We start from the raw sequence: 19,421 nt of genomic DNA on the forward strand, positions 1-19,421 counted from the left end.
AAATTAATTTTTATAAAACTTGTCACTAACATGAGTTAAATCATGTTAGTGTGCAAGGAACATTTAAAACATTATTTAAAATCAAGATAAATAAAACTGGAGATTGAATACTATGGGGAATATGAATTTAGGAATGATTGAACGAAAAGCAACAATTTTTAATATACAAAAATACAATATGTATGATGGACCAGGAATAAGAACTCTTATATTTTTCCAAGGATGCCCTTTACGTTGTAAATGGTGTGCTAATCCTGAAGGAATGATAAAAAAATATAGGGTAATGTTTAAAAATAATTCATGTGTTAATTGTGGTGCTTGTGTTGATGCTTGTCCAGTAGGAATACATACTATTTCAAAGGAAAGTCTAAAACACGAAGTGAATCGTAATATTGATTGCCTTGGATGTGGGAAATGTGTTGATGCTTGTCTTGAATCTTCATTATCTATAGTAGGACAGGTAAAAACTATTTCTGAACTTTTAGAGATTATAGAAGAAGATAGAGCATTTTATGATATTTCCGGTGGTGGTGTTACATTAGGTGGTGGTGAAGTTTTAATGCAACCAGAAGCTGCTTGCAACCTGCTTATGGCATGTAAACAAGAGGGAATAAACACTGCAATTGAAACTTGCGGTTATGCAAAGCTAGAATCAGTGCTAAAGGTTGCTGAGTTCACAGATTTGTTCCTATTTGATATAAAGCATATTGATTCTGACAGGCACTTCCAATTAACTGGAGTGAGAAATGAACAAATTTTAGAGAATTTAAAAGAACTTATTCGTCGTAAATATAATGTTAAGATTCGAATGCCTTTATTAAAAGGAGTAAATGATAGTAATGAAGATATTGAAAATGTTATGAAATTTTTAATTCAGTTTAAGGATTATAAAAACTTCAAAGGCATTGATTTGCTTCCTTATCATAAGATGGGGGTAAATAAATATAATCAACTAGGAATTGAATATCCTATTGAAGGAGATCCAAGCTTAAATAATGAAGATTTAGATAAAATTGAAAGCTGGATTAAGAAATATGATTTAACAGTTAAAGTGATTCGTCACTAAAGAATTTTTAAATAGATAATAAAATGGAAGGTAAGAGTTATGGGAGAATTTCTTGAAAGAAATATTGAGCGTGTTATACAAGAGTCAGTACCTGGAAAGCAAATTACAATAGCTCATGTTATTGCATCACCAATGCCTGATATATATGAACGTCTAGGAATTGATGAAAAGGGAGCTATAGGAATTTTAACTTTGACTCCTTTTGAAACAGCTATTATTGCAGCTGATATTGCGGCAAAGGCTTCAGATGTTGAAATCGGATTTTTAGATCGTTTTACAGGATCAGTAGTTATAAATGGTGATGTAGAAAGTGTTGAGACAGCACTAAATGCAGTAAATGATACATTGAAAAACTTGCTTGGATTTACTCAGGCTCCCATTACAAGAACATGAGAAAGAAGAGAATAATGGTAATAGGTCCTTCATATTGTGGCAAAACTACATTGGTTAATGCATTAAATAATTATGATGGAAAAGTAAGAAGAACACAGGAAATTATTTATGGTGAAAATACTATAGATGTCCCTGGTTCCTATATAGAAAATGCTTGGATGTATAAACACATAATTGCAACTTCTCAGGATGCATCTCATATTTTGATTTTAGTAGATCAATCTAGATGCACAGAAGTATATTCTCATGGCTTTGCGAAATCATTTAGATGTCCTGTAATTGGTGTAATAACAAAAAGCGACTTGATGCCTGAAAATGAAAAGTTATGTTTAAGGCAGCTAAAAATGATAGGAGTCTTAGAACCATATTTTCATGTTAGTTTTCCAAATGAAACGGGTATTGATGATTTAAAAAAATATTTATTTGAAAAAAGGTAAAAGTAAAGGGGGGCAATGATGAAATTTATTACTGAAGAGTATTTGCGATCCTTATATAAGAAAGAACCTTTTAGTGTTTACGAATTAGATCAAGGAGAGCGTCTTACGCCTGGAGCAAGACAATATCTGTCAGATAAAGGTATAAAGATGTGGGATGATGCTTCTTGCAAAAATAATAAAATTCCTATAGTAAAGCAATCAGAAGCATTGCCAAAGGAAAATAAAAATTTTAATAAGAAGATTTGCTTCAAACTAAAATCTATAGAGGCATTATTCCTTGTTACTAGTAGTGAAATTATAAAGGAAGATATTATTTTAGCACAAAGTATTATTAATTTAGAAAAAAGAATTTCAAACATTAGAAATTTTATAGAAGGAAAAAGTACAATTGAACAACCTTGCCATAAAGAATGTACTGGAATAAATTCAGAGAATTTTTGTGATGATATTGATGATTGTTGTGAAATAACAGAATTTCATATGCAACTTGAAAAAAGCAACGAAATTTTAAAGTTAAATGCACTACGTTGTGCTATTCGTGAAATAGAACCAATTGTGTTTGAAGTATATGGAGACAATCATAACGTAGGAAATCAAATTATAAAAAATATTAACGCAATTATTAATTCATTATCTCAAATGATTTGTCTAACTATTGGAGGGGGAAAATGTCAGAGAAAAGCATAAATTTTGAATACTGCGATAATCTTGTTCATGATTTTGAAGAAGTTATAAATAAAACCATTGTAAGTGAAACATCTACATATTACACAGGTGTTGACCTTGGAACTGCCTGTATAGTATTAGCAGTTTTAGATGAAAACTATAAACCAGTTGCAGGTGTATACAGATATGCAGATGTAGTCCGTGACGGTATGATTGTTGATTATATTGGAGCAGTAAGAATTGTTAGAGAATTAAAGCAGGAACTTGAGGAAAAATTAGGTGCAGAATTACTTTATGCAGCAGCAGCAATTCCACCAGGAACAGATGCTTTGGATTCAGGGGCAATTAAGAATGTAGTACAAGCTGCTGGATTTGAATTAACAAGTCTATTAGATGAACCTACAGCTGCAAATGCAGTACTTAAAATAGAAAATGGTGCAGTTGTAGATATTGGTGGTGGAACAACAGGTATTTCTATTTTGAAAAATGGAAAAGTTGTATATGTTGCTGATGAACCTACAGGTGGAACTCATTTTTCATTAGTTATTTCAGGAGCATATGGTATGTCTTTTGGAGACGCTGATAAATACAAAAGAGACAGTGAAAAGCATAAAGAATTATTGCCTATATTAAAGCCTGTAGTTGAAAAAGTTGCTGCAATCATAAATAAGCATATAGATGGTCATGATGTTAAGGAAATATCTTTAGTAGGTGGTACATGCTGCTTAGAAGGTATAGAAAAAATTATAGAAAAACAAACAGGAATATACACTCATAAACCCCACAATCCTATGTTCGTTACTCCATTAGGGATAGCTCTTAGCTGTACAAAAGAAATTATCGAATAAGGAGAGTGTTAAAAGGTGGATTTTAGAATTATAAAATCACCTTCTGAGAGTACAATAGATATTCTTAGACGGCGTATGGGAGCGAATTGTAAAACAGATTTAAATGATATTGATGCAGTAGGCCTTGTACAAGGTAGAATGATTGATATGATTTTTGCAGCTGATATCGCTGAAAAAGCTGTTGGAGTTACAGTTGAAGATATTAGAGGAAATTGTCCTCAACATATGATATTAATTGGAATTTTTGGAGATACAGCATCAGTTGAATCTGCAGTTAAAGAAATTAAACTTAAGATGGAAGAAGGCAAGAGTTTATGATAATAGCAAAATTAATTGATAATGTATGGGCAACCAGAAAGACAGAATTACTTAATGGTTTTAAGTTTATGTTAGCTGAAGAAATTGGCGGAAGCAGACAAGGTAGAAGGCTAGTAGTAGTGGATATCATTAGTGCAGGAATAGGTGATAGAGTCATTATTTGTACAGGAGCTTCAGCACGAAGAATGTTAGGAAGCGATGATATTCCGGTAGATGCTGTTGTTGTTGGAATAATAGATGAAGATTGCAATTTTGTATAGATTCAGGAGGTATTAAGATGAGTCTTTTAGATATGGTAAAAGATGCTGGTGTTATAGGTGCTGGTGGAGCAGGATTTCCCACACATGCGAAACTTGCATCAAAAGCTGAATATATACTTCTTAATGGAGCTGAATGTGAACCCCTTTTAAGAGTTGATCAACAGTTAATGGAATTATTTCCGGATGAAGTTATAAAAGGGTTTGAAACTGCAAGAAGTATAGTTAACGCTAATAAAGGTATTATAGGAATCAAAGGAAAGCATAAAGAAGTAATATCTATTTTAAGAAATAGAATTAATGAATTACATGTAGGAGATTTAATAGAAGTAAAAGAGCTTCCAGATATTTATCCTGCAGGAGATGAACAAGTTCTTGTTTATGAATTAACAGGAAGAGTTGTACCAGAAGCTGGTATACCAATTCAAGTTGGATGTGTAGTAGTAAACAGTGAAACAGCATTAAACATTTATAATGCTTCTATGGGAAAATCAGTTACTGAAAAATACATTACCATTGCAGGGGATATACCAAATAGAAAAACTGTAAAAGTTCCAGTAGGAATTCCTATTATAGATGTGTTAAAACTTAGTGGAATTGAAAATTTTGATAAGTATTCAGTCATTGATGGTGGACCTATGATGGGCCCAGTTATGAAAAATCTAGACGGGTATGTTACAAAGAAAAATAAAGGATTTGTAATATTAAAAAATGATCATCCGCTGATTCGTAAAAAATCTGTTACCATGGATCAAGCAAAAAAGATAAATAAATCTTCTTGTGAGCAATGTCGTATGTGTACAGATATGTGTCCACGTTTTCTACTTGGACATAATACACAACCACACAAGATGATGAGAGCTATGTCTTACAACTTGGATAATATTGAAGGACAAAAAATTGCACAACTATGTTGTCAGTGTAATTTATGTGAGCTATTTTCATGTCCAGCAGGATTATATCCTAAATCATCAAATCTATATTTTAAACAAAAGCTGGCAGAACAAAATATTAGATACAAGCCAGTTCAAGATAAGTTTGAAGCAAGACAAGCTAGAGAGTATCGCTTAGTACCAAGTAAGAGACTTATAGCAAGATTAGGGTTACGAGATTTTGATAAACCAGCTCCTATGATAGATGGTTTAGTAGATTCTGAAATTGTATATATTGCAATGCAACAACATGTAGGTGCACCTTCAATTGCCTGTGTACATCTAGGACAACATGTTGAGAATGGTGAAGTAATTGGTAAAATTCCAGAAGGTAGTTTAGGTGCTACAATTCATGCAAGTATTTCAGGAACTGTAATTAAAAATGAAGATGGTTTTGTAGCCATAAGGAGGGATTAATATGGCCAATGCAATAGGAATGGTTGAATTTACAAGTATTTCACGTGGTATTTATGCAACAGATCAAATGTTAAAGACTTCTGATGTTGAAATAGTTACAGCTAATTCTGTTTGTCCTGGAAAATATATAGCTATAGTTAATGGTGATGTTGCAGCTGTTAAAGAATCAGTAAGTGTAGGGGAAAAAATAGCAGGAGAATTTTGGGTAGATTCAATTATTATACCTAATGTTAATCCTTTAGTTTTTCCAGCAATTACTGGTGCAACAATGCCTGATAGTATACAGGCATTAGGAATTATGGAGTCTTTCTCTTTAGCAACCATGGTTATAGCTGCTGATGCTATTTTAAAGGCTGCTAATTTAGAACCATTAGATCTAAGACTTGGAACTGGATTAGGAGGAAAATCATTCTTTACTTTTACCGGTGATGTAGCTGCAGTTGAAGCTGGTATTGATGCAGGAAAGTCTATTGCAGAAGAAAAAGGTTTATTAGTTAATGCTGAGGTTATACCATCTCCATCTGATAGATTATTACAGTCTTTACTTTAAATAAGTTTTAGATTTAATAACTATCTAAAAGTATATTAATGAAAGGATGTGAGGATATGAAAAAATTGATTTGTATAAAAGATATTGAAGCCTTGATAAAACAAGGTGAAACTAAATTCTATGTTGATGATAATGTGATTATAACACCGTCAGCTAAGGATTTAGCAAAAGCTAATGGTATAGTATTTTCTACAGAAGCGCCTAAGTGTGAAGTACAACATTCTGAAATTCCAAAAGTTTGTGCCGATGGAATGGACAGTGAAATGCTTCTAAGCTTCTTTAAATCTATGATGGAAAAGGGTCTCTTGCAGGAAATGCTTAATTGCTTAAAAAAAGATAAAAATATGCCATATGTTTCAGAATGTGATTCTGGTGGATTGAAAGTTGTTAGAGGCAATACAGTTAAAATGGATGTATTTGATACAGGAAATCCAAATGCAAAAGCTTATTATCAAGAATTAGTTAGTAAAAATGAATCTAAAATGAGTGCTGGATTTTTAGTAATTGAAAATTCAAAATTTGATTGGGAGCTAACTTATGAAGAAATTGATTATGTTATTGAAGGTACCTTAACAATTGAAATCAATGGTAAGACATTTACTGCATATCCAGGAGATGTATTATTTGTACCATCAGGTTCTAAGGTAGTTTGGGGTTCACCTGATAAGGCAAGGGTATTTTATTCAACATATCCTGCCAATTGGGCAGATCTCTTATAGCAAACTTTAGGGAGGATAAACTATGCAAGCACTTGGGTTAATAGAAACAAGAGGATTACTGGCAGCTATTGAAGGTGCAGACACAATGCTTAAGTCAGCAGATGTTAGCATTTTGGAGAAAACTTATGTAGGTGGAGGCCTTGTTTCAATCGCAGTAACTGGAGATGTAGGCGCAGTAAAAGCAGCTGTAGAGGCTGGCGTTGCAGCTGTAAAAAAACTAGATAGTAAATTGTTGATTTCAGAACATGTGATACCTCGTCCTCATGATGAATTAGATAATATAATTGGAATAAAAAGTTCTTTAAAAAAGTTAGAAGTTTCGTCTAAATCTGAAAATGAGATTTGTGAAAACCTAAATGAGGTTGTTGAAGTTGAGGTTATTAAGAATGAAATTTCTAAAAAAGAAGAAACAATAGAAACCATTGATTGTATAATCAATGATTCTGAGGAAACGAATTTAGAAAAAGATGAAAATATTGACTGTATAGATACTAAGTCTGAAAAAATAAATTTAACAATAGATCATTCATTACCTAAGAAGTTAAAAGAGGAACATTCTAATGATTCAAAAATTGATTTAAACAATTTACAAAAAGCTACTGTAGATAATTTAGTAAATGAAAGTGGAATAGAAAAAACTCTTAAGATACTATCTAATCTTAAAGTAGCAAAACTTAGAGAATTAGCTCGTCAATACAAAGATTTTAAAGTTACGGAAGGAAAAATTTCTAAAGCAAGTAAAAAGCTATTAATAACAAAATTTAGAGCATATTATGAGTAACTTTAATACACAAATACGTTAAAAAGGAGTAATTTGATATGGAGAATTTTGATAGAGATTTGTGTTCAATACAAGAAGCAAGAAACCTTGCTCGCTTAGGAAAAGTTGGGGCAGAAAAAATTGCTGATTATACTGAAGAACAAATTGATAAAATTTTATGCAACATGGTTAAGGTTGCAGAAGAAAATGCTGTTTGCTTAGCACAAATGGCAGTAGAAGAAACTGGTTTTGGTAAGGTTGAAGATAAAACTTATAAGAATCATATGGCATCTACTATATTATATGATTCAATTAAAGATATGAAAACTATTGGTGTTATTAAAGAAGATGAGGCTAATAAGTTAATAGAACTTGCTGAACCAGTTGGATTAGTAATGGGAATAGTACCTTCAACAAATCCAACATCTACAGCTATTTTTAAAGCAATGATTGCTATAAAATCTCGTAACGCAATAGTATTTTCACCACATCCATCAGCAGCACAATGTACAATAAAAGCAGCTAAATTGATGAATGAGGCAGCTATAGAAGCTGGAGCTCCAGAAAATATTATTGGTTGTGTTTCTACTCCAACAATTGGAGCTACAAATGAATTAATGAAGAGTAAAGAAGTTGCTATAATAATAGCAACAGGTGGTCCAGGAATGGTAAAAGCTGCTTATAGTTCAGGAAAACCAGCACTTGGAGTAGGGGCAGGAAACTCTCCAGCATATATAGAAAGAAGTGCAAATGTTGAAAAAGCTATAAGAAATATTATTGCAAGTAAAACATTTGATAATGGTACAATCTGTGCATCAGAACAATCTATTATATGTGAAGAATGTAATCATGATGAAGTAGTTGCAGAATTAAAGAAACAAGGCGGATATTTCATGACAGCAGAAGAAACAGATAAAGTTTGTAATCTGTTGTTTAAGAATGGGCATAGCATGAATGCTAAATTTGTAGGTAGATCTCCACAAGTTATAGCGAGTTCAGCAGGAATTTCTATTCCACAAGATACAAAGGTACTTATAGGAGAACAAAAGGGTGTTGGTGAAGGTTATCCATTATCTTTTGAAAAACTTACAACAGTACTTGCATTCTATACAGTAAAGGATTGGCATGAAGCATGTGAATTAAGTATTGAATTACTTCAAAATGGAATAGGTCATACAATGAGTATTCATACTGAAGATAGAGATATAGTAATGAAATTTGCTAGAAAGCCAGCATCACGTATTTTAGTTAATACTGGTGGTAGCCAAGGTGGAACAGGTGCAAGTACAGGACTTATACCATCATTTACACTAGGTTGTGGTACTTGGGGCGGTAGTTCAGTTTCTGAAAATGTTACCCCAATGCACTTGATTAACATCAAGAGAGTTGCATATGGTTTAAAGGATTGTGCAACATTAGCTTCTAACGATCCAACTTTTAATCACATTAAAACAGAAAATAATTGTCACCATACACAAAATCAATGTGGAAGCTTGAGCCCTGATCAGTATGCAGCTGCATCAAAGTGTATCAATACTGATGATATTAAAAATGCTAACAATGAAGAACTTTTGGATATGATTAATAAGTTAGTTAAGGTGATGAAGGGGGAAGCATAGATGGATGAATGTGAAGCTATGTTGAAACTTCTGCTGGAAACTTTACAAGCTAATTTAGCTAATGGAGAAGCGAAAAAAGATTCATGGGAAATTCCAGTAGGTATTTCAAATAGACATATACATCTTTCAAAAAAAGATTTAGATATTTTGTTTGGTGAAGGTTATAAAATGACAAAGATTAAAGATTTATCACAGCCAGGTCAGTATGCCTGCAAGGAGACTTTAACCATTTGTGGTCCTAAAGGTGCTATTGAAAAAGTTAGAATACTTGGACCTATTAGAAGTAAAACACAAGTTGAAGTATTAGCTGGAGATTGTTTTAGTCTTGGTGTTGCACCACATACAAGGTTATCTGGAAATTTATGTGGAACACCTGGAATTACTTTAATTGGTCCAAAAGGTTCAGTACAGCTTCAAGAAGGTTTGATTGTTGCACAAAGGCATATTCACATGACACCACAAGATGCTAAGCATTTTGATGTTGAAGATGGACAGATAGTTTCAATACAATTTGATGGTTTGAGAGGTGGCATTTACAATAATGTAGCAATTAGAGCAAATGATGATTGCGCACTTGAATGCCATATTGATATAGATGAAGCAAATGCAATGATTGTTAATTCAAAGTCAAAAATTAAAATTGTGAAATAAAAAATTAAAATATAAAAATAACAAAATAATAATGAAGAAATTAGGAGGAATTTAAAATGAAATTTGATGCATTAGGAATGATAGAAACAAAAGGATTAGTTGGTTCAATTGAGGCTGCAGACGCTATGGTGAAAGCTGCAAATGTTTATTTAATAGGTAAAGAATATATTGGTGGCGGTCTTGTAACAGTTATGGTAAGAGGCGACGTAGGAGCTGTAAAAGCTGCTACTGATGCAGGAGCTGCTGCTGCACAACGTGTTGGAGAATTAGTGTCAGTTCACGTTATCCCACGTCCACACTCAGAAGTAGAAGTTATACTTCCATCAACTAAAGAAACTGCAAAATAATAAGAGAACATAAATTAGATAAAATAATAAAAATTGTGGCTGTTGCAAAACTTACTTAAAATTTAGTTTTGCAACGGCTCATTTTGTTGTAAAAAGAACAAAATCGCTAAGGCGACTTTGGAGCCGTCGATTTTTTTAGCCATGCGCCCTTTCCAAACGCAGTGCAGGAATAATGGTGCGGCATATGATTATTTTTTATTCTTTAGGGGTACTCATAATACCTTTAAAACACATTATTTTAAAAGTTATCCACAAATTTTTTAATAATATAAATTCCTAAAGAATAAAAAAATGTGAATTCTGAAGAACCCACATTCATTGTATAATTAATATAAATCAGGATTAGGAAAAGACGTAAAAGAAAACCTGCAATGCTGCTGTAAAAGATGTAATGATGATACATACATTACTATATATGTTATATAGAAGAGGTACATATAATGCACATAGACAAAAACATTGTGCATTATATGTTATTTATTATATTAATTAAAATTTATACTAGTTTTCTTTTTCAAAATCTGATTTTGGAACTCCACATAATGGGCAAACCCAATCTTCTGGAATATCTTGAAATTTTGTTCCAGATGCAACACCATTATCTGGATCACCTGCTGCTTCATCATAAATATAACCACATACTGTACAAACGTATTTTTCCATAATATAAATCCTCCTTTGAATTAGTAATATTAATTAAATATACATATTATAAGAATAATAATTTCCTTGTATATAAAGCAAATTATTAATTGTAAATATGTATATAATTAAAGCTCTTCTGCAATATTTTTTCCAAACTCTCTACATCTCTCTAATGCTTCTTCATCAGGAGTCCATAATTCTCTTATTCCTGAATTAATTGTCTTAATTCCAGCTTTTTCTAATTCTTCTGTAATTAATTTTATAGATTCACCACTCCAACCATAACTACCAAAAGCTGCTCCTTTTTTGCCTTTAAATTTAAAACCTTTTATCATTTCTAGAATTGAAGCTGTTGAAGCCAAAATACCATTATTTATAGTTGAGGAACCTAAAAGAATTATCTTTGACTTGAATGCTTCAACAATTACATCATTCTTATCAGTCTTACCTGAATTAATAATTTTTACTACAACATCTTTATTATTACTTGTTATTCCTTCTGTTATGCATTCTGCCATTCTTCTTGTTGCATTCCACATACTATCATATATTATTGTTATTTGGTTTTCTGCATATTCATTTGCCCATTCTGCATACTTATTTATTATTTGCATTGGATTATCTCTCCATATTATACCGTGACTTGGACAAATCATATCAATTGGTAAGTTAAGGTTTAATATTTCTTCAATTTTCTTTGCAACTTGTCTGTTAAATGGAGCTAAAATATTTGCATAATATTTTAGTGCTTCATGATATAGTTCTGATTGATCAACTTTATCATTATACATAAGCTCTGAAGCATAATGTTGACCAAAACCATCATTACTAAATAATATATTTTCACCTGATAAATATGTAAACATAGTGTCTGGCCAATGAAGCATTGGAGCTTCTATAAAAGTAAGTTTATGCTTACCGATATCTAATGTATCTCCAGTTTTCACTTCCACAAAGTTCCAATCTTGATGATAAAGTCCTTTTAATATTCTAACCCCATTTTTAGCACAATAAATTGGAGTGTTAGGTATTTCTTTCATAAGTTCTACTAAGGCACCACTATGATCAACTTCAGAATGGTTCATAACTATATAATCAATTTTTTGTATATCTACTTCTTTTTTTAAATTAGTAATAAATTCTGTAGTAAATGGTGTCCAAACAGTATCTATTAATACTGTCTTTTCATCTTTGATTAAATATGAATTGTATGAGGAACCTTTATCTGTAGACAATTCATTTCCATGGAATTGTTTTAATTCCCAATCGATTTTTCCAACCCAAGTTACAGTATCATTTATTTTAAAACTCATCTAAATAACCTCCTCTTTCTTTTTTTTATTATATACCATAATTAAGAAAAAATGAATATAGATTTTACAGGACAGTATAGAGTCAGAGTCATCTCACTTATTAGTAAAAGAATTAAATACAAAAATAGTATTTAGTAAAATATTTAATATCGAACTTAAAATATGCAAATAAAGAGGCGTAAATAAAAGGATAGTTATTGATCAGACTTTAAATTTTTATTATATATAACATCAAAATTTGTTAAAAAAATTGGAATTTAATATGCATAATGATATAATATTACATATACAAATAAAAATAATTAACAAATAAAAATAGTTAACTAATGTATATTATAAGGAGAGATGATTTATGAGTAATTTAAAAGGAACAAAGACAGAAGCTAATTTATGGGCTGCATTTGCAGGAGAGTCTCAAGCAAGAAATAAGTATACTTATTTTGCATCAAAAGCTAAAAAAGATGGATTTGTACAAATAGCATCTATTTTCGAGGAAACAGCTAATAATGAAAAAGAACATGCTAAAATGTGGTTTAAACTTTTAAATGGAATTGGCAATACCTCTGATAATTTAAAGTCAGCTGCTGAAGGCGAAAATTACGAGTGGACAGATATGTATGTAAACTTTGCAAAAGAAGCAAAAGAAGAAGGATTTGATAAGATTGCATATTTATTTGAAGAGGTTGCTAAGATTGAAAAGGAGCATGAGGAAAGATATAAAAAATTACTTGCTAATATTGAAGATGATTTAGTATTTTCAAAGGATGGAGATGTAATTTGGAAATGTTCTAATTGTGGACACATATGTATTGGGAAGAAGGCTCCAGAAGTTTGTCCTGTATGTTCACATCCACAAAGCTATTTTGAAATAAAAGCAGAGAATTATTAATTTTAAAATTAGAGAATTATAAATTTTATATATGAAAGAAGGCAACAATTATGAATAACAACGCATTTAGAAACCTATCATATGGAGTTTATATAATTTCTGTATGGGATGAAGGAAGACCAACTGGTTGTACAGCTAATAGTGCTATGCAGATTACATCAGAACCTGCGACAATTGCAATTAGTATAAATCATGATAACTATACAAATCAGTGTATTAAAGAAACAGGAAAATTTGCAATTTCAATTTTAGGAGAGAATTCAGATCCATCAATCATTGGTACTTTTGGATTTCAGTCTGGAAAAAATGTAAATAAATTTGATTCAGTAAAGTATGAAATCAAAGGGAATATGCCAATTGTAACGGAAGGATGTGCTTATATTACCTGTGAGGTAGTTAATAAGATGGAAACAGATACACATACTGTTTTCTTAGGTAAAGTAATAGATGGAGATGTTCTTTCAAAGGATGATGCTATGACATATTCCTATTATCATAAAGTTGTAAAAGGAAAAAGCCCTAAAAATGCTCCAACTTATATTGCAGAAGATACAAAAGTAGAAAACAAGAGTGAAAAATATGTATGCAGTGTATGTGGATATGAGTATTCAGGAGACATTCCATTTGAAGAATTACCAGATGATTATATTTGTCCAATATGTGGTCAGAAAAAATCAGTATTTAAAAAGTAACAATAGAAATGATATTAAAAAGTAAAATAGCGTACAATAAAACTTTGTTGCACATTATTTTACTTTTATTAAATTAGGAGTTTGCTTTAATGTGTAATAATTATTAATTGATAAAATATATTATTGGGTGTATAATAATTACAAAATATAAAGATTGAAAGAAGGTAGTGTTTAATGTATGAATTTAAAGAAGAATATAAGACTGGAATAGATTTTATTGATGAACAGCATAAAGTTCTTTTTGAAATAGCTGATAGAACTTATGCTTTATTAAAAAATGATCTTACAATTGATAAATATGATAAAGTAGTAGATTTAATAAAAGAACTTCAAGACTACACTGTTTTTCATTTTAATGCTGAAGAAGAATACATGAAAAGTATTAATTATAAAAGAATGTTTACTCAGAAAGTTGAGCATGATGCGTTTATAAAAAGAATTAAAGATGTAGATTTTTCAAAGATTGATGAGGATCAAGATGAATATATAGTCAGTATATTGCAACTTCTAAATGATTGGTTAACAGGACATATCTATTCAAATGATAAACTTATAGGAAAATAATTATACTTTTATGCAAAATTAAGATATGTATATAATTATGATAGTGCAAAAAACATTTCAATAATTTTTACAATTGAATAAAAAACATTTATACAAAATCCTTATTATAATTAAGTTCCTACACAAAATACAACTTGGAGATATGTATAAATGTTTATGAACTCAATTATATCAGATGAATTATCACTATACAAATTTTTCAAACAACTAAATAGCAATTCGAGCATTTATAAGCATAAGGATTTCATATCTTCCTTTATAAAATTCACAATATATCTATTCTAAATCTATATTAATATCTTTTGTTATTTCCCATAAGGGACACATTCTTTTATAACTAAACAATATTTTACCCTATCATGAAAGTATCAACTGGAAGAGGAAAAGAAGTACATGAACTTTCATACATATTTGCGATATTATTTACAATTAGATTCATATTAATGCCCGATTAAATGATATGTTGAATTAATTTTCATCAAAGGAAAAATCCTTGACAATACCGGAATGTACTGTTAAGGATTTTTATGTTTAGAGTAATAAATTCTATTTATTTTTTATGTAGATACTTTATTTAATGAATTTTAATCTAAAAAATAATTGGTATGTTATTTTTAAAAAGTAATATATTTAATATATAACTTAAATATATCATTATAAAATGGAGTTGAATTTAGATGAATGCAGAATTTAGATATATACAATCACTCAATCCATCCAATGAAGAAAGATATAAAATGTTAAAAACTGCTTTAGAAAAATCCAATCGTATTGAAGATTTTGATGATATAATATCAGCACTTGCTCCACCAAATGATATTACAACAATTGCCTCTCCAAAAGATTGTAAAGAAATTAAAGTTGGTATAATAGGTGGTGGTCTTGCGGGCGTATCTTCTGCTTTTGAACTTAGAAAGTTAGGTTTTGATGTTACAATCTTTGAAATGCAAAGCAACCGTATTGGTGGTAGAGTCTATACACATTATTTTGATAAAAATAAAAATTTTTATGGTGAACTTGGAGCTATGCGTATACCAATAAGTCATGAAAGTACATGGCATTATATAAATACTTTTAATTTACAAACAAGACCATTTATCCAAACAAATGAAAATGCATTTATGTACATAAGAAATAAACGTGTAAGAAATGATTCTGAAGGTAAAAATGTAATGGAAAAAATTTATCCTGAATTTAATCTAACTCCTGAAGAAAAAAATACCTCTTGGCAAAAACTTATAGATTATGCTCTAGCAGATAATCTTTTAAAGATAAATCCATCTATAAGAAATGAACTATTACATATAAAAAAGCAATATTCAGTTCTAATTCAATCTTTAGACAATTTAAGTATAAGAGATGAATTAAAAAAAATGAACTTAAGTGAAGGTGCTATAGAACTCATATCATGTGTTGCTCCTTTTCTTGGTGCTTTTTATGATAATAGCTATTTAGAAAATTTGCAAGAAGACTATAGTGTAGATTATGCTTATAGATATGAAATAGTTGGTGGTTCAGTTAATTTACCTCTTGCTTTTTATAATTCATTAATTTCTAAAAATCCTAAAGAATATACTAACATAGAAAAAAAGAATTTAGGAAAAGTGACTTTAGAAAATGGAAAAACAGTAACTAGTATATTTAATGATAATAAGAATAATAAAGTTATACTTGAGTATAAATATAAAAATTTTTCAAAAAATTTCAGTAGAAGTTTTGATTATGTTATTTGTGCAATTCCTCTCTCCAGTCTTAGAAATATGAATATATTTCCAATGTTTAGTACTGAAAAAATGCAAGCAATAAAAGAAGTAAATTATTCATCATCTCAAAAAACACTTTTTATGTGTAATGAACGTTTTTGGGAAAAAGGTAATGATAATGAAAAAATATTAGGGGGTGGATCTTACACCGATTTGCCAATTCAAAGTATATGGTATCCATATTATAATTATAATATAAAAAAACATAGTAAATATAATAATTATGGAGTACTTTTAGCTTCATATAATCTTGGACAAGATGCTATACGTTTAGGAAACTTAAATAATGATGTGCGTTTTGAAACGATAAAAAGACAAGTTGAGAAGGTGAATGGTCTCCCAAGTAAATATCTTGATAAAATAGTAATGGATTTTAAAACAATAAATTGGAATAATGAACCTGGAATTTTAGGCGCGTTCTGTTATTTTACACCTAATCAACATACTAACTTTTTATATTCAATGACAAAATCAGAATATAAAGATAAAGTGTATTTTGCAGGTGAACATGCTTCAAATAAACATGGGTGGATGCAAGGGGCTTTAAATAGTGGGATGAATGTTGCTAATTCAATAGCACAACACTGTAAAGAAGTAAAAAAATACTAAATTATATTTTAAATAAAGGCTATGTTTTAAATGTGTGTTGATATATGCAATAGGTAAAGTGGCATTGTAAATGGACTTTTAGAACCCTTAATGAGTATTGTCACATTTACTGCGTGTCACAATTTTATATTGGGAACAAGCTAAAATGGGACTATAATCATTTTAGTGTTCTTAAGTTCATTTACTCCACCCACTTTGCTTATGCATATATCAACACTCTGCTAAAACATAGCCTAAATAAAAAGAAATCTTTTAAATTTCACGTCTAGGTATTGTAAATCCTAATTTTTTTTCTATTGCATTTAGATGATAAGAATCTTTTGGTGCAATGAACATACAGGTATAACCATTTTCACCTGCACGTCCTGTTCTTCCTATACGATGAATATAGCTTTCTGGAGTTTCTGGAGCATCATAATTATAAATATGTGAAACACCAGAAATATCTATTCCTCTTGCAGCTACATCTGTTGCTATTAAATATTGAATATCAGCATTTCTAAAAGATTTCATTATTCTTTCACGCTTAGACTGAGGAACATCGCTATGTATTTTTTGACAATTAAGACCTTTTTGATGAAGTGCAATCTCAAGGACATCAGCTCTGCGTTTAGTTCTACAAAATATCATTGCCATAAATGGATTATCTTCTTGCAAAGTAGTACAAAGGGCATCTTGTTTCCATCTATCAGTGGTTTCTACAACTTGCTGTTTGATTTTATCAACAGCTATAGTTGGTGATTTTATGTCTATAAATAATGGATCAATCATATATCTATAGGCAAGTTTTTTTACTTGTGAATCCATAGTAGCGGAAAAACAAAGTGTTTGGTGCTTTTTTGAAGCTGCTTTCATAATTTTTTCAATATCATTTTTAAATCCCATTAATAACATTTGGTCAGCTTCATCTATAACTATAGTTTTTAGCTTTGATAAGTCGATAGTTTTTCTATCAATATGATCAAGCAGTCTACCAGGAGTGGCAATAACCAAATGTATATTATGTTTAAGTTTTTTTAATTGACTTCCAATATCCTTACCACCATATGCAGCTAATATATTAATATCATTATTTACATTAAGTTTTTTTGTTTCCTCTGTTATTTGAATTGCTAATTCTCTAGTAGGAGACAGAATTAACACCTGTGTTCCATTAGTATTAGGTGATATGTTTTGAAAAATGGGAAGAAGAAAAGCAAGAGTTTTTCCAGTTCCAGTTTTTGCTTCTCCGATAACATCTTTACCTGATAAAATTTGTGGTATACTTTCTTCCTGAATTGGAGTTGGAGTTTTAATTCCATTTTTGTTTAGTACATTAACTATATTTTCATTTATGCCTAAAGTTTTAAAGTTCATAATTATTATCCTTTCAATTAGTATATTTTAATATTATGCAAATGTAAGAAAATAATAGCCTAAAATAGACTAGCAGATGAGACTATTATTTCTTAGAATATCCATTAAATAAATAAAAGCTTGGTATCTGTTAAAAACAACCAAGCTCTACAAATAATCAATATTTAAATAATAACTGTTTTAGTAAAATAATATCACTTAAAAGTATTGTAGTCAATGAAATTTGATTTATAACATAGGGTTGGATAACCAGAGTATATTGATATGAAAAATAGCCACTTAGAAGTTAATTTATCTAAGTGGCTATTATATTTAATTAAGTATTATTTTGTGTAGTTATCGAAATATCCTTGAATGAAGATTATTGGTGTTCCTTTATCTCCACTACCTGAAGTTAAGTCAGATAATGATCCAATAAGGTCAGTAAGTCTTCTTGGTGTTGTACCTTGTGCAGCCATAGAACCTACTAAATCAGCCTCTTTATTCTTAATGTAATTTGAAATTGCAGTTTTTAATTCTTCACCTTTTAAATCTGCAAAATCATTATCTGCAAGATATTTTAATTTAATTTCATTTGGAGTTCCGTCTAATCCTTGAGTATAAGCTGGAGAAACAACTGGGTCAGCAAGTTCCCAAATCTTACCTACTGGATCTTTGAAAGCGCCATCTCCGTAAATCATAACTTCAACATTTTTACCTGTCTTTTCTTTAAGTAAAGCTTGTATATTATCTACGATTGGTTGACAATCACGAGGGAATAACTTCACTGTTTGTTCAGTTGATTTATTAGAACCTAATAATCCATAAGCTTCATTGCATCCGCTTCCATCAATTGATTCTGATAATATATTATCTAAGCTATATACTTTTTCTCCACCGTTAGCTTTTAATATTCTCTTAGTTCTAAATCTTGTATGTATATCACAAGTAAGAACGCTCTTAGTGTAATTTAAAATAGTCTTACAATCATTTGAGAAGATAACTTCACATTCTATACCGTATTCTTCTATTAAAGATTTATAGTAGTCGATATAATCAACTCCTGTGAAAGGATGCTTGTTATATCCAAATAATTCACGGAATTTTGCTTCAGTTAAAACATCTGTCCAAGGATTAACACCTTTTTCATCTAAAAGATCTAAATCTACTAAGTGATTTCCAACTTCATCTGATGGATAGCTTAACATTAAAACTATTTTCTTAGTAGCTCCTTTAGCAATACCACGTAAACAAATAGCAAAACGGTTACGGCTTAAGATAGGGAATATAACACCAATTGTATCATCACCAAACTTAGATTTAACATCTGTAGCTATGTTATCTATTGAAGCATAGTTTCCTTGAGCACGTGCAACAACTGATTCAGTTACAGTAACTATATCTTTATCATTAATAGAAATTCCTTCAGATGCTGAAGCTCTTAATACGCTATCAACTACGATTTCTTCAATTTTGTCTCCTTCTTTTATAATTGGACAACGAAGTCCTCTAACAACTGTTCCGATAACTCTTTCCACAATAATCTCTCCCTTAAAATAAATTCAAAATAATATGGTTTATACTTGTAATATACTCCAATTAATGATATAAGTAAAATAAATAGTAAATAT

The 19,421-nt window shown here is 30.2% G+C and carries 22 protein-coding genes; 18 read left to right on the forward strand and 4 right to left on the reverse strand.

Annotated features, from left to right (window positions below):
- Positions 1–112 precede the first annotated feature (112 nt).
- From cutD to eutM, 14 genes are read left to right on the forward strand one after another with little or no spacing between them, the layout of a single operon-like run.
- Positions 113–1,066 carry a choline TMA-lyase-activating enzyme gene (gene cutD, locus NG918_RS12545; RefSeq protein ID WP_012423521.1) on the forward strand — a complete coding sequence of 318 codons (954 nt, stop codon included), beginning with the start codon at positions 113–115 and terminating at the stop codon, positions 1,064–1,066.
- A 39-nt stretch (positions 1,067–1,105) separates the two neighbouring features.
- Complete coding sequence (locus tag NG918_RS12550) at positions 1,106–1,459, forward strand: BMC domain-containing protein (RefSeq protein ID WP_003372783.1); 354 nt, start codon at positions 1,106–1,108, stop codon at positions 1,457–1,459.
- Entirely contained in the window at positions 1,456–1,896 is a 441-nt protein-coding gene (locus NG918_RS12555) for a EutP/PduV family microcompartment system protein (RefSeq protein WP_252214278.1), read from the forward strand. Before NG918_RS12550 ends, NG918_RS12555 begins: the two co-directional genes overlap by 4 nt.
- 15 nt (positions 1,897–1,911) lie before the next feature.
- Positions 1,912–2,583, forward strand: coding sequence for a cobalamin adenosyltransferase (locus NG918_RS12560; protein ID WP_252214277.1), 672 nt, complete (start codon positions 1,912–1,914; stop codon positions 2,581–2,583).
- Complete coding sequence (gene eutJ, locus NG918_RS12565; RefSeq protein ID WP_252214276.1) at positions 2,565–3,410, forward strand: ethanolamine utilization protein EutJ; 846 nt, start codon at positions 2,565–2,567, stop codon at positions 3,408–3,410. Before NG918_RS12560 ends, eutJ begins: the two co-directional genes overlap by 19 nt.
- Before the next feature lie 15 nt (positions 3,411–3,425).
- Entirely contained in the window at positions 3,426–3,728 is a 303-nt protein-coding gene (locus NG918_RS12570) for a BMC domain-containing protein (protein WP_003374733.1), read from the forward strand.
- A complete protein-coding gene (locus NG918_RS12575; protein WP_252214275.1) occupies positions 3,725–3,988 on the forward strand; it encodes a EutN/CcmL family microcompartment protein in 264 nt (87 codons plus the stop codon). Before NG918_RS12570 ends, NG918_RS12575 begins: the two co-directional genes overlap by 4 nt.
- A 17-nt stretch (positions 3,989–4,005) precedes the next feature.
- The gene (locus NG918_RS12580; RefSeq protein ID WP_252214274.1) at positions 4,006–5,334 is read left to right on the forward strand and encodes a 4Fe-4S dicluster domain-containing protein; all 1,329 of its coding nucleotides are present in this window, start codon (positions 4,006–4,008) and stop codon (positions 5,332–5,334) included.
- A gap of 1 nt (position 5,335) precedes the next feature.
- Complete coding sequence (locus tag NG918_RS12585; RefSeq protein WP_252214273.1) at positions 5,336–5,884, forward strand: BMC domain-containing protein; 549 nt, start codon at positions 5,336–5,338, stop codon at positions 5,882–5,884.
- Between the two features lie 56 nt (positions 5,885–5,940).
- Positions 5,941–6,603 (forward strand): EutQ-related cupin domain-containing protein, encoded by a 663-nt coding sequence (locus tag NG918_RS12590; RefSeq protein ID WP_252214271.1) that lies wholly within the window; start codon positions 5,941–5,943, stop codon positions 6,601–6,603.
- 22 nt (positions 6,604–6,625) lie between these two features.
- Positions 6,626–7,384, forward strand: a complete 759-nt coding sequence (locus NG918_RS12595; protein ID WP_252226460.1) for a BMC domain-containing protein — start codon at positions 6,626–6,628, stop codon at positions 7,382–7,384.
- A 38-nt stretch (positions 7,385–7,422) separates the two neighbouring features.
- A complete protein-coding gene (locus tag NG918_RS12600) occupies positions 7,423–8,982 on the forward strand; it encodes an acetaldehyde dehydrogenase (acetylating) (RefSeq protein WP_252226462.1) in 1,560 nt (519 codons plus the stop codon).
- Entirely contained in the window at positions 8,983–9,633 is a 651-nt protein-coding gene (locus tag NG918_RS12605; protein ID WP_205449419.1) for a phosphate propanoyltransferase, read from the forward strand. It begins immediately after the preceding gene.
- A gap of 56 nt (positions 9,634–9,689) precedes the next feature.
- Positions 9,690–9,980: an ethanolamine utilization microcompartment protein EutM gene (gene eutM / locus NG918_RS12610; RefSeq protein WP_012425061.1), complete on the forward strand. Its 291-nt coding sequence runs from the start codon at positions 9,690–9,692 to the stop codon at positions 9,978–9,980.
- A gap of 501 nt (positions 9,981–10,481) precedes the next feature.
- On the opposite strand, the gene rd is transcribed toward eutM, so the two are convergent.
- Positions 10,482–10,643 (reverse strand): rubredoxin, encoded by a 162-nt coding sequence (rd, locus tag NG918_RS12615; RefSeq protein ID WP_252214266.1) that lies wholly within the window; start codon positions 10,641–10,643, stop codon positions 10,482–10,484.
- Positions 10,644–10,750: 107 nt separating this feature from the next.
- Complete coding sequence (locus NG918_RS12620; protein WP_252214264.1) at positions 10,751–11,938, reverse strand: anaerobic nitric oxide reductase flavorubredoxin; 1,188 nt, start codon at positions 11,936–11,938, stop codon at positions 10,751–10,753.
- 352 nt (positions 11,939–12,290) lie between these two features.
- Between NG918_RS12620 and rbr the strand changes: the two genes are divergently transcribed.
- The 4 genes from rbr to NG918_RS12640 all read left to right on the forward strand — a co-directional run bounded on the left by rbr (position 12,291) and on the right by NG918_RS12640 (position 16,455).
- Positions 12,291–12,827 (forward strand): rubrerythrin, encoded by a 537-nt coding sequence (gene rbr / locus NG918_RS12625; RefSeq protein WP_252214262.1) that lies wholly within the window; start codon positions 12,291–12,293, stop codon positions 12,825–12,827.
- A 50-nt stretch (positions 12,828–12,877) separates the two neighbouring features.
- Positions 12,878–13,519: a flavin reductase gene (locus NG918_RS12630; RefSeq protein WP_252214260.1), complete on the forward strand. Its 642-nt coding sequence runs from the start codon at positions 12,878–12,880 to the stop codon at positions 13,517–13,519.
- Positions 13,520–13,693: 174 nt separating this feature from the next.
- Positions 13,694–14,083 carry a bacteriohemerythrin gene (locus NG918_RS12635; protein ID WP_205449427.1) on the forward strand — a complete coding sequence of 130 codons (390 nt, stop codon included), beginning with the start codon at positions 13,694–13,696 and terminating at the stop codon, positions 14,081–14,083.
- 677 nt (positions 14,084–14,760) lie between these two features.
- A complete protein-coding gene (locus tag NG918_RS12640; protein WP_252214258.1) occupies positions 14,761–16,455 on the forward strand; it encodes a flavin monoamine oxidase family protein in 1,695 nt (564 codons plus the stop codon).
- A gap of 252 nt (positions 16,456–16,707) precedes the next feature.
- Here the strand turns inward: NG918_RS12640 and NG918_RS12645 are convergent, their stop codons facing one another.
- Entirely contained in the window at positions 16,708–17,811 is a 1,104-nt protein-coding gene (locus NG918_RS12645; RefSeq protein ID WP_252214256.1) for a DEAD/DEAH box helicase, read from the reverse strand.
- A gap of 323 nt (positions 17,812–18,134) precedes the next feature.
- Positions 18,135–19,328: a coenzyme F420-0:L-glutamate ligase gene (locus NG918_RS12650; RefSeq protein WP_252214254.1), complete on the reverse strand. Its 1,194-nt coding sequence runs from the start codon at positions 19,326–19,328 to the stop codon at positions 18,135–18,137.
- Positions 19,329–19,421 lie beyond the last annotated feature (93 nt).

It is taken from the genome of Clostridium sp. ZBS2, from assembly GCF_023845855.1.
Classification (GTDB): domain Bacteria; phylum Bacillota; class Clostridia; order Clostridiales; family Clostridiaceae; genus Clostridium; species Clostridium aquiflavi.

Coding starts and splice junctions, on each gene's coding strand:
- cutD (WP_012423521.1), top strand. CDS start 113: ATGGGGAATATGAATTTAGGAATGATTGAACGAAAAGCAACAATTTTT.
- NG918_RS12550 (WP_003372783.1), top strand. CDS start 1,106: ATGGGAGAATTTCTTGAAAGAAATATTGAGCGTGTTATACAAGAGTCA.
- NG918_RS12555 (WP_252214278.1), top strand. CDS start 1,456: ATGAGAAAGAAGAGAATAATGGTAATAGGTCCTTCATATTGTGGCAAA.
- NG918_RS12560 (WP_252214277.1), top strand. CDS start 1,912: ATGATGAAATTTATTACTGAAGAGTATTTGCGATCCTTATATAAGAAA.
- eutJ (WP_252214276.1), top strand. CDS start 2,565: ATGTCAGAGAAAAGCATAAATTTTGAATACTGCGATAATCTTGTTCAT.
- NG918_RS12575 (WP_252214275.1), top strand. CDS start 3,725: ATGATAATAGCAAAATTAATTGATAATGTATGGGCAACCAGAAAGACA.
- NG918_RS12580 (WP_252214274.1), top strand. CDS start 4,006: ATGAGTCTTTTAGATATGGTAAAAGATGCTGGTGTTATAGGTGCTGGT.
- NG918_RS12585 (WP_252214273.1), top strand. CDS start 5,336: ATGGCCAATGCAATAGGAATGGTTGAATTTACAAGTATTTCACGTGGT.
- NG918_RS12590 (WP_252214271.1), top strand. CDS start 5,941: ATGAAAAAATTGATTTGTATAAAAGATATTGAAGCCTTGATAAAACAA.
- NG918_RS12595 (WP_252226460.1), top strand. CDS start 6,626: ATGCAAGCACTTGGGTTAATAGAAACAAGAGGATTACTGGCAGCTATT.
- NG918_RS12600 (WP_252226462.1), top strand. CDS start 7,423: ATGGAGAATTTTGATAGAGATTTGTGTTCAATACAAGAAGCAAGAAAC.
- NG918_RS12605 (WP_205449419.1), top strand. CDS start 8,983: ATGGATGAATGTGAAGCTATGTTGAAACTTCTGCTGGAAACTTTACAA.
- eutM (WP_012425061.1), top strand. CDS start 9,690: ATGAAATTTGATGCATTAGGAATGATAGAAACAAAAGGATTAGTTGGT.
- rd (WP_252214266.1), bottom strand. CDS start 10,643: ATGGAAAAATACGTTTGTACAGTATGTGGTTATATTTATGATGAAGCA.
- NG918_RS12620 (WP_252214264.1), bottom strand. CDS start 11,938: ATGAGTTTTAAAATAAATGATACTGTAACTTGGGTTGGAAAAATCGAT.
- rbr (WP_252214262.1), top strand. CDS start 12,291: ATGAGTAATTTAAAAGGAACAAAGACAGAAGCTAATTTATGGGCTGCA.
- NG918_RS12630 (WP_252214260.1), top strand. CDS start 12,878: ATGAATAACAACGCATTTAGAAACCTATCATATGGAGTTTATATAATT.
- NG918_RS12635 (WP_205449427.1), top strand. CDS start 13,694: ATGTATGAATTTAAAGAAGAATATAAGACTGGAATAGATTTTATTGAT.
- NG918_RS12640 (WP_252214258.1), top strand. CDS start 14,761: ATGAATGCAGAATTTAGATATATACAATCACTCAATCCATCCAATGAA.
- NG918_RS12645 (WP_252214256.1), bottom strand. CDS start 17,811: ATGAACTTTAAAACTTTAGGCATAAATGAAAATATAGTTAATGTACTA.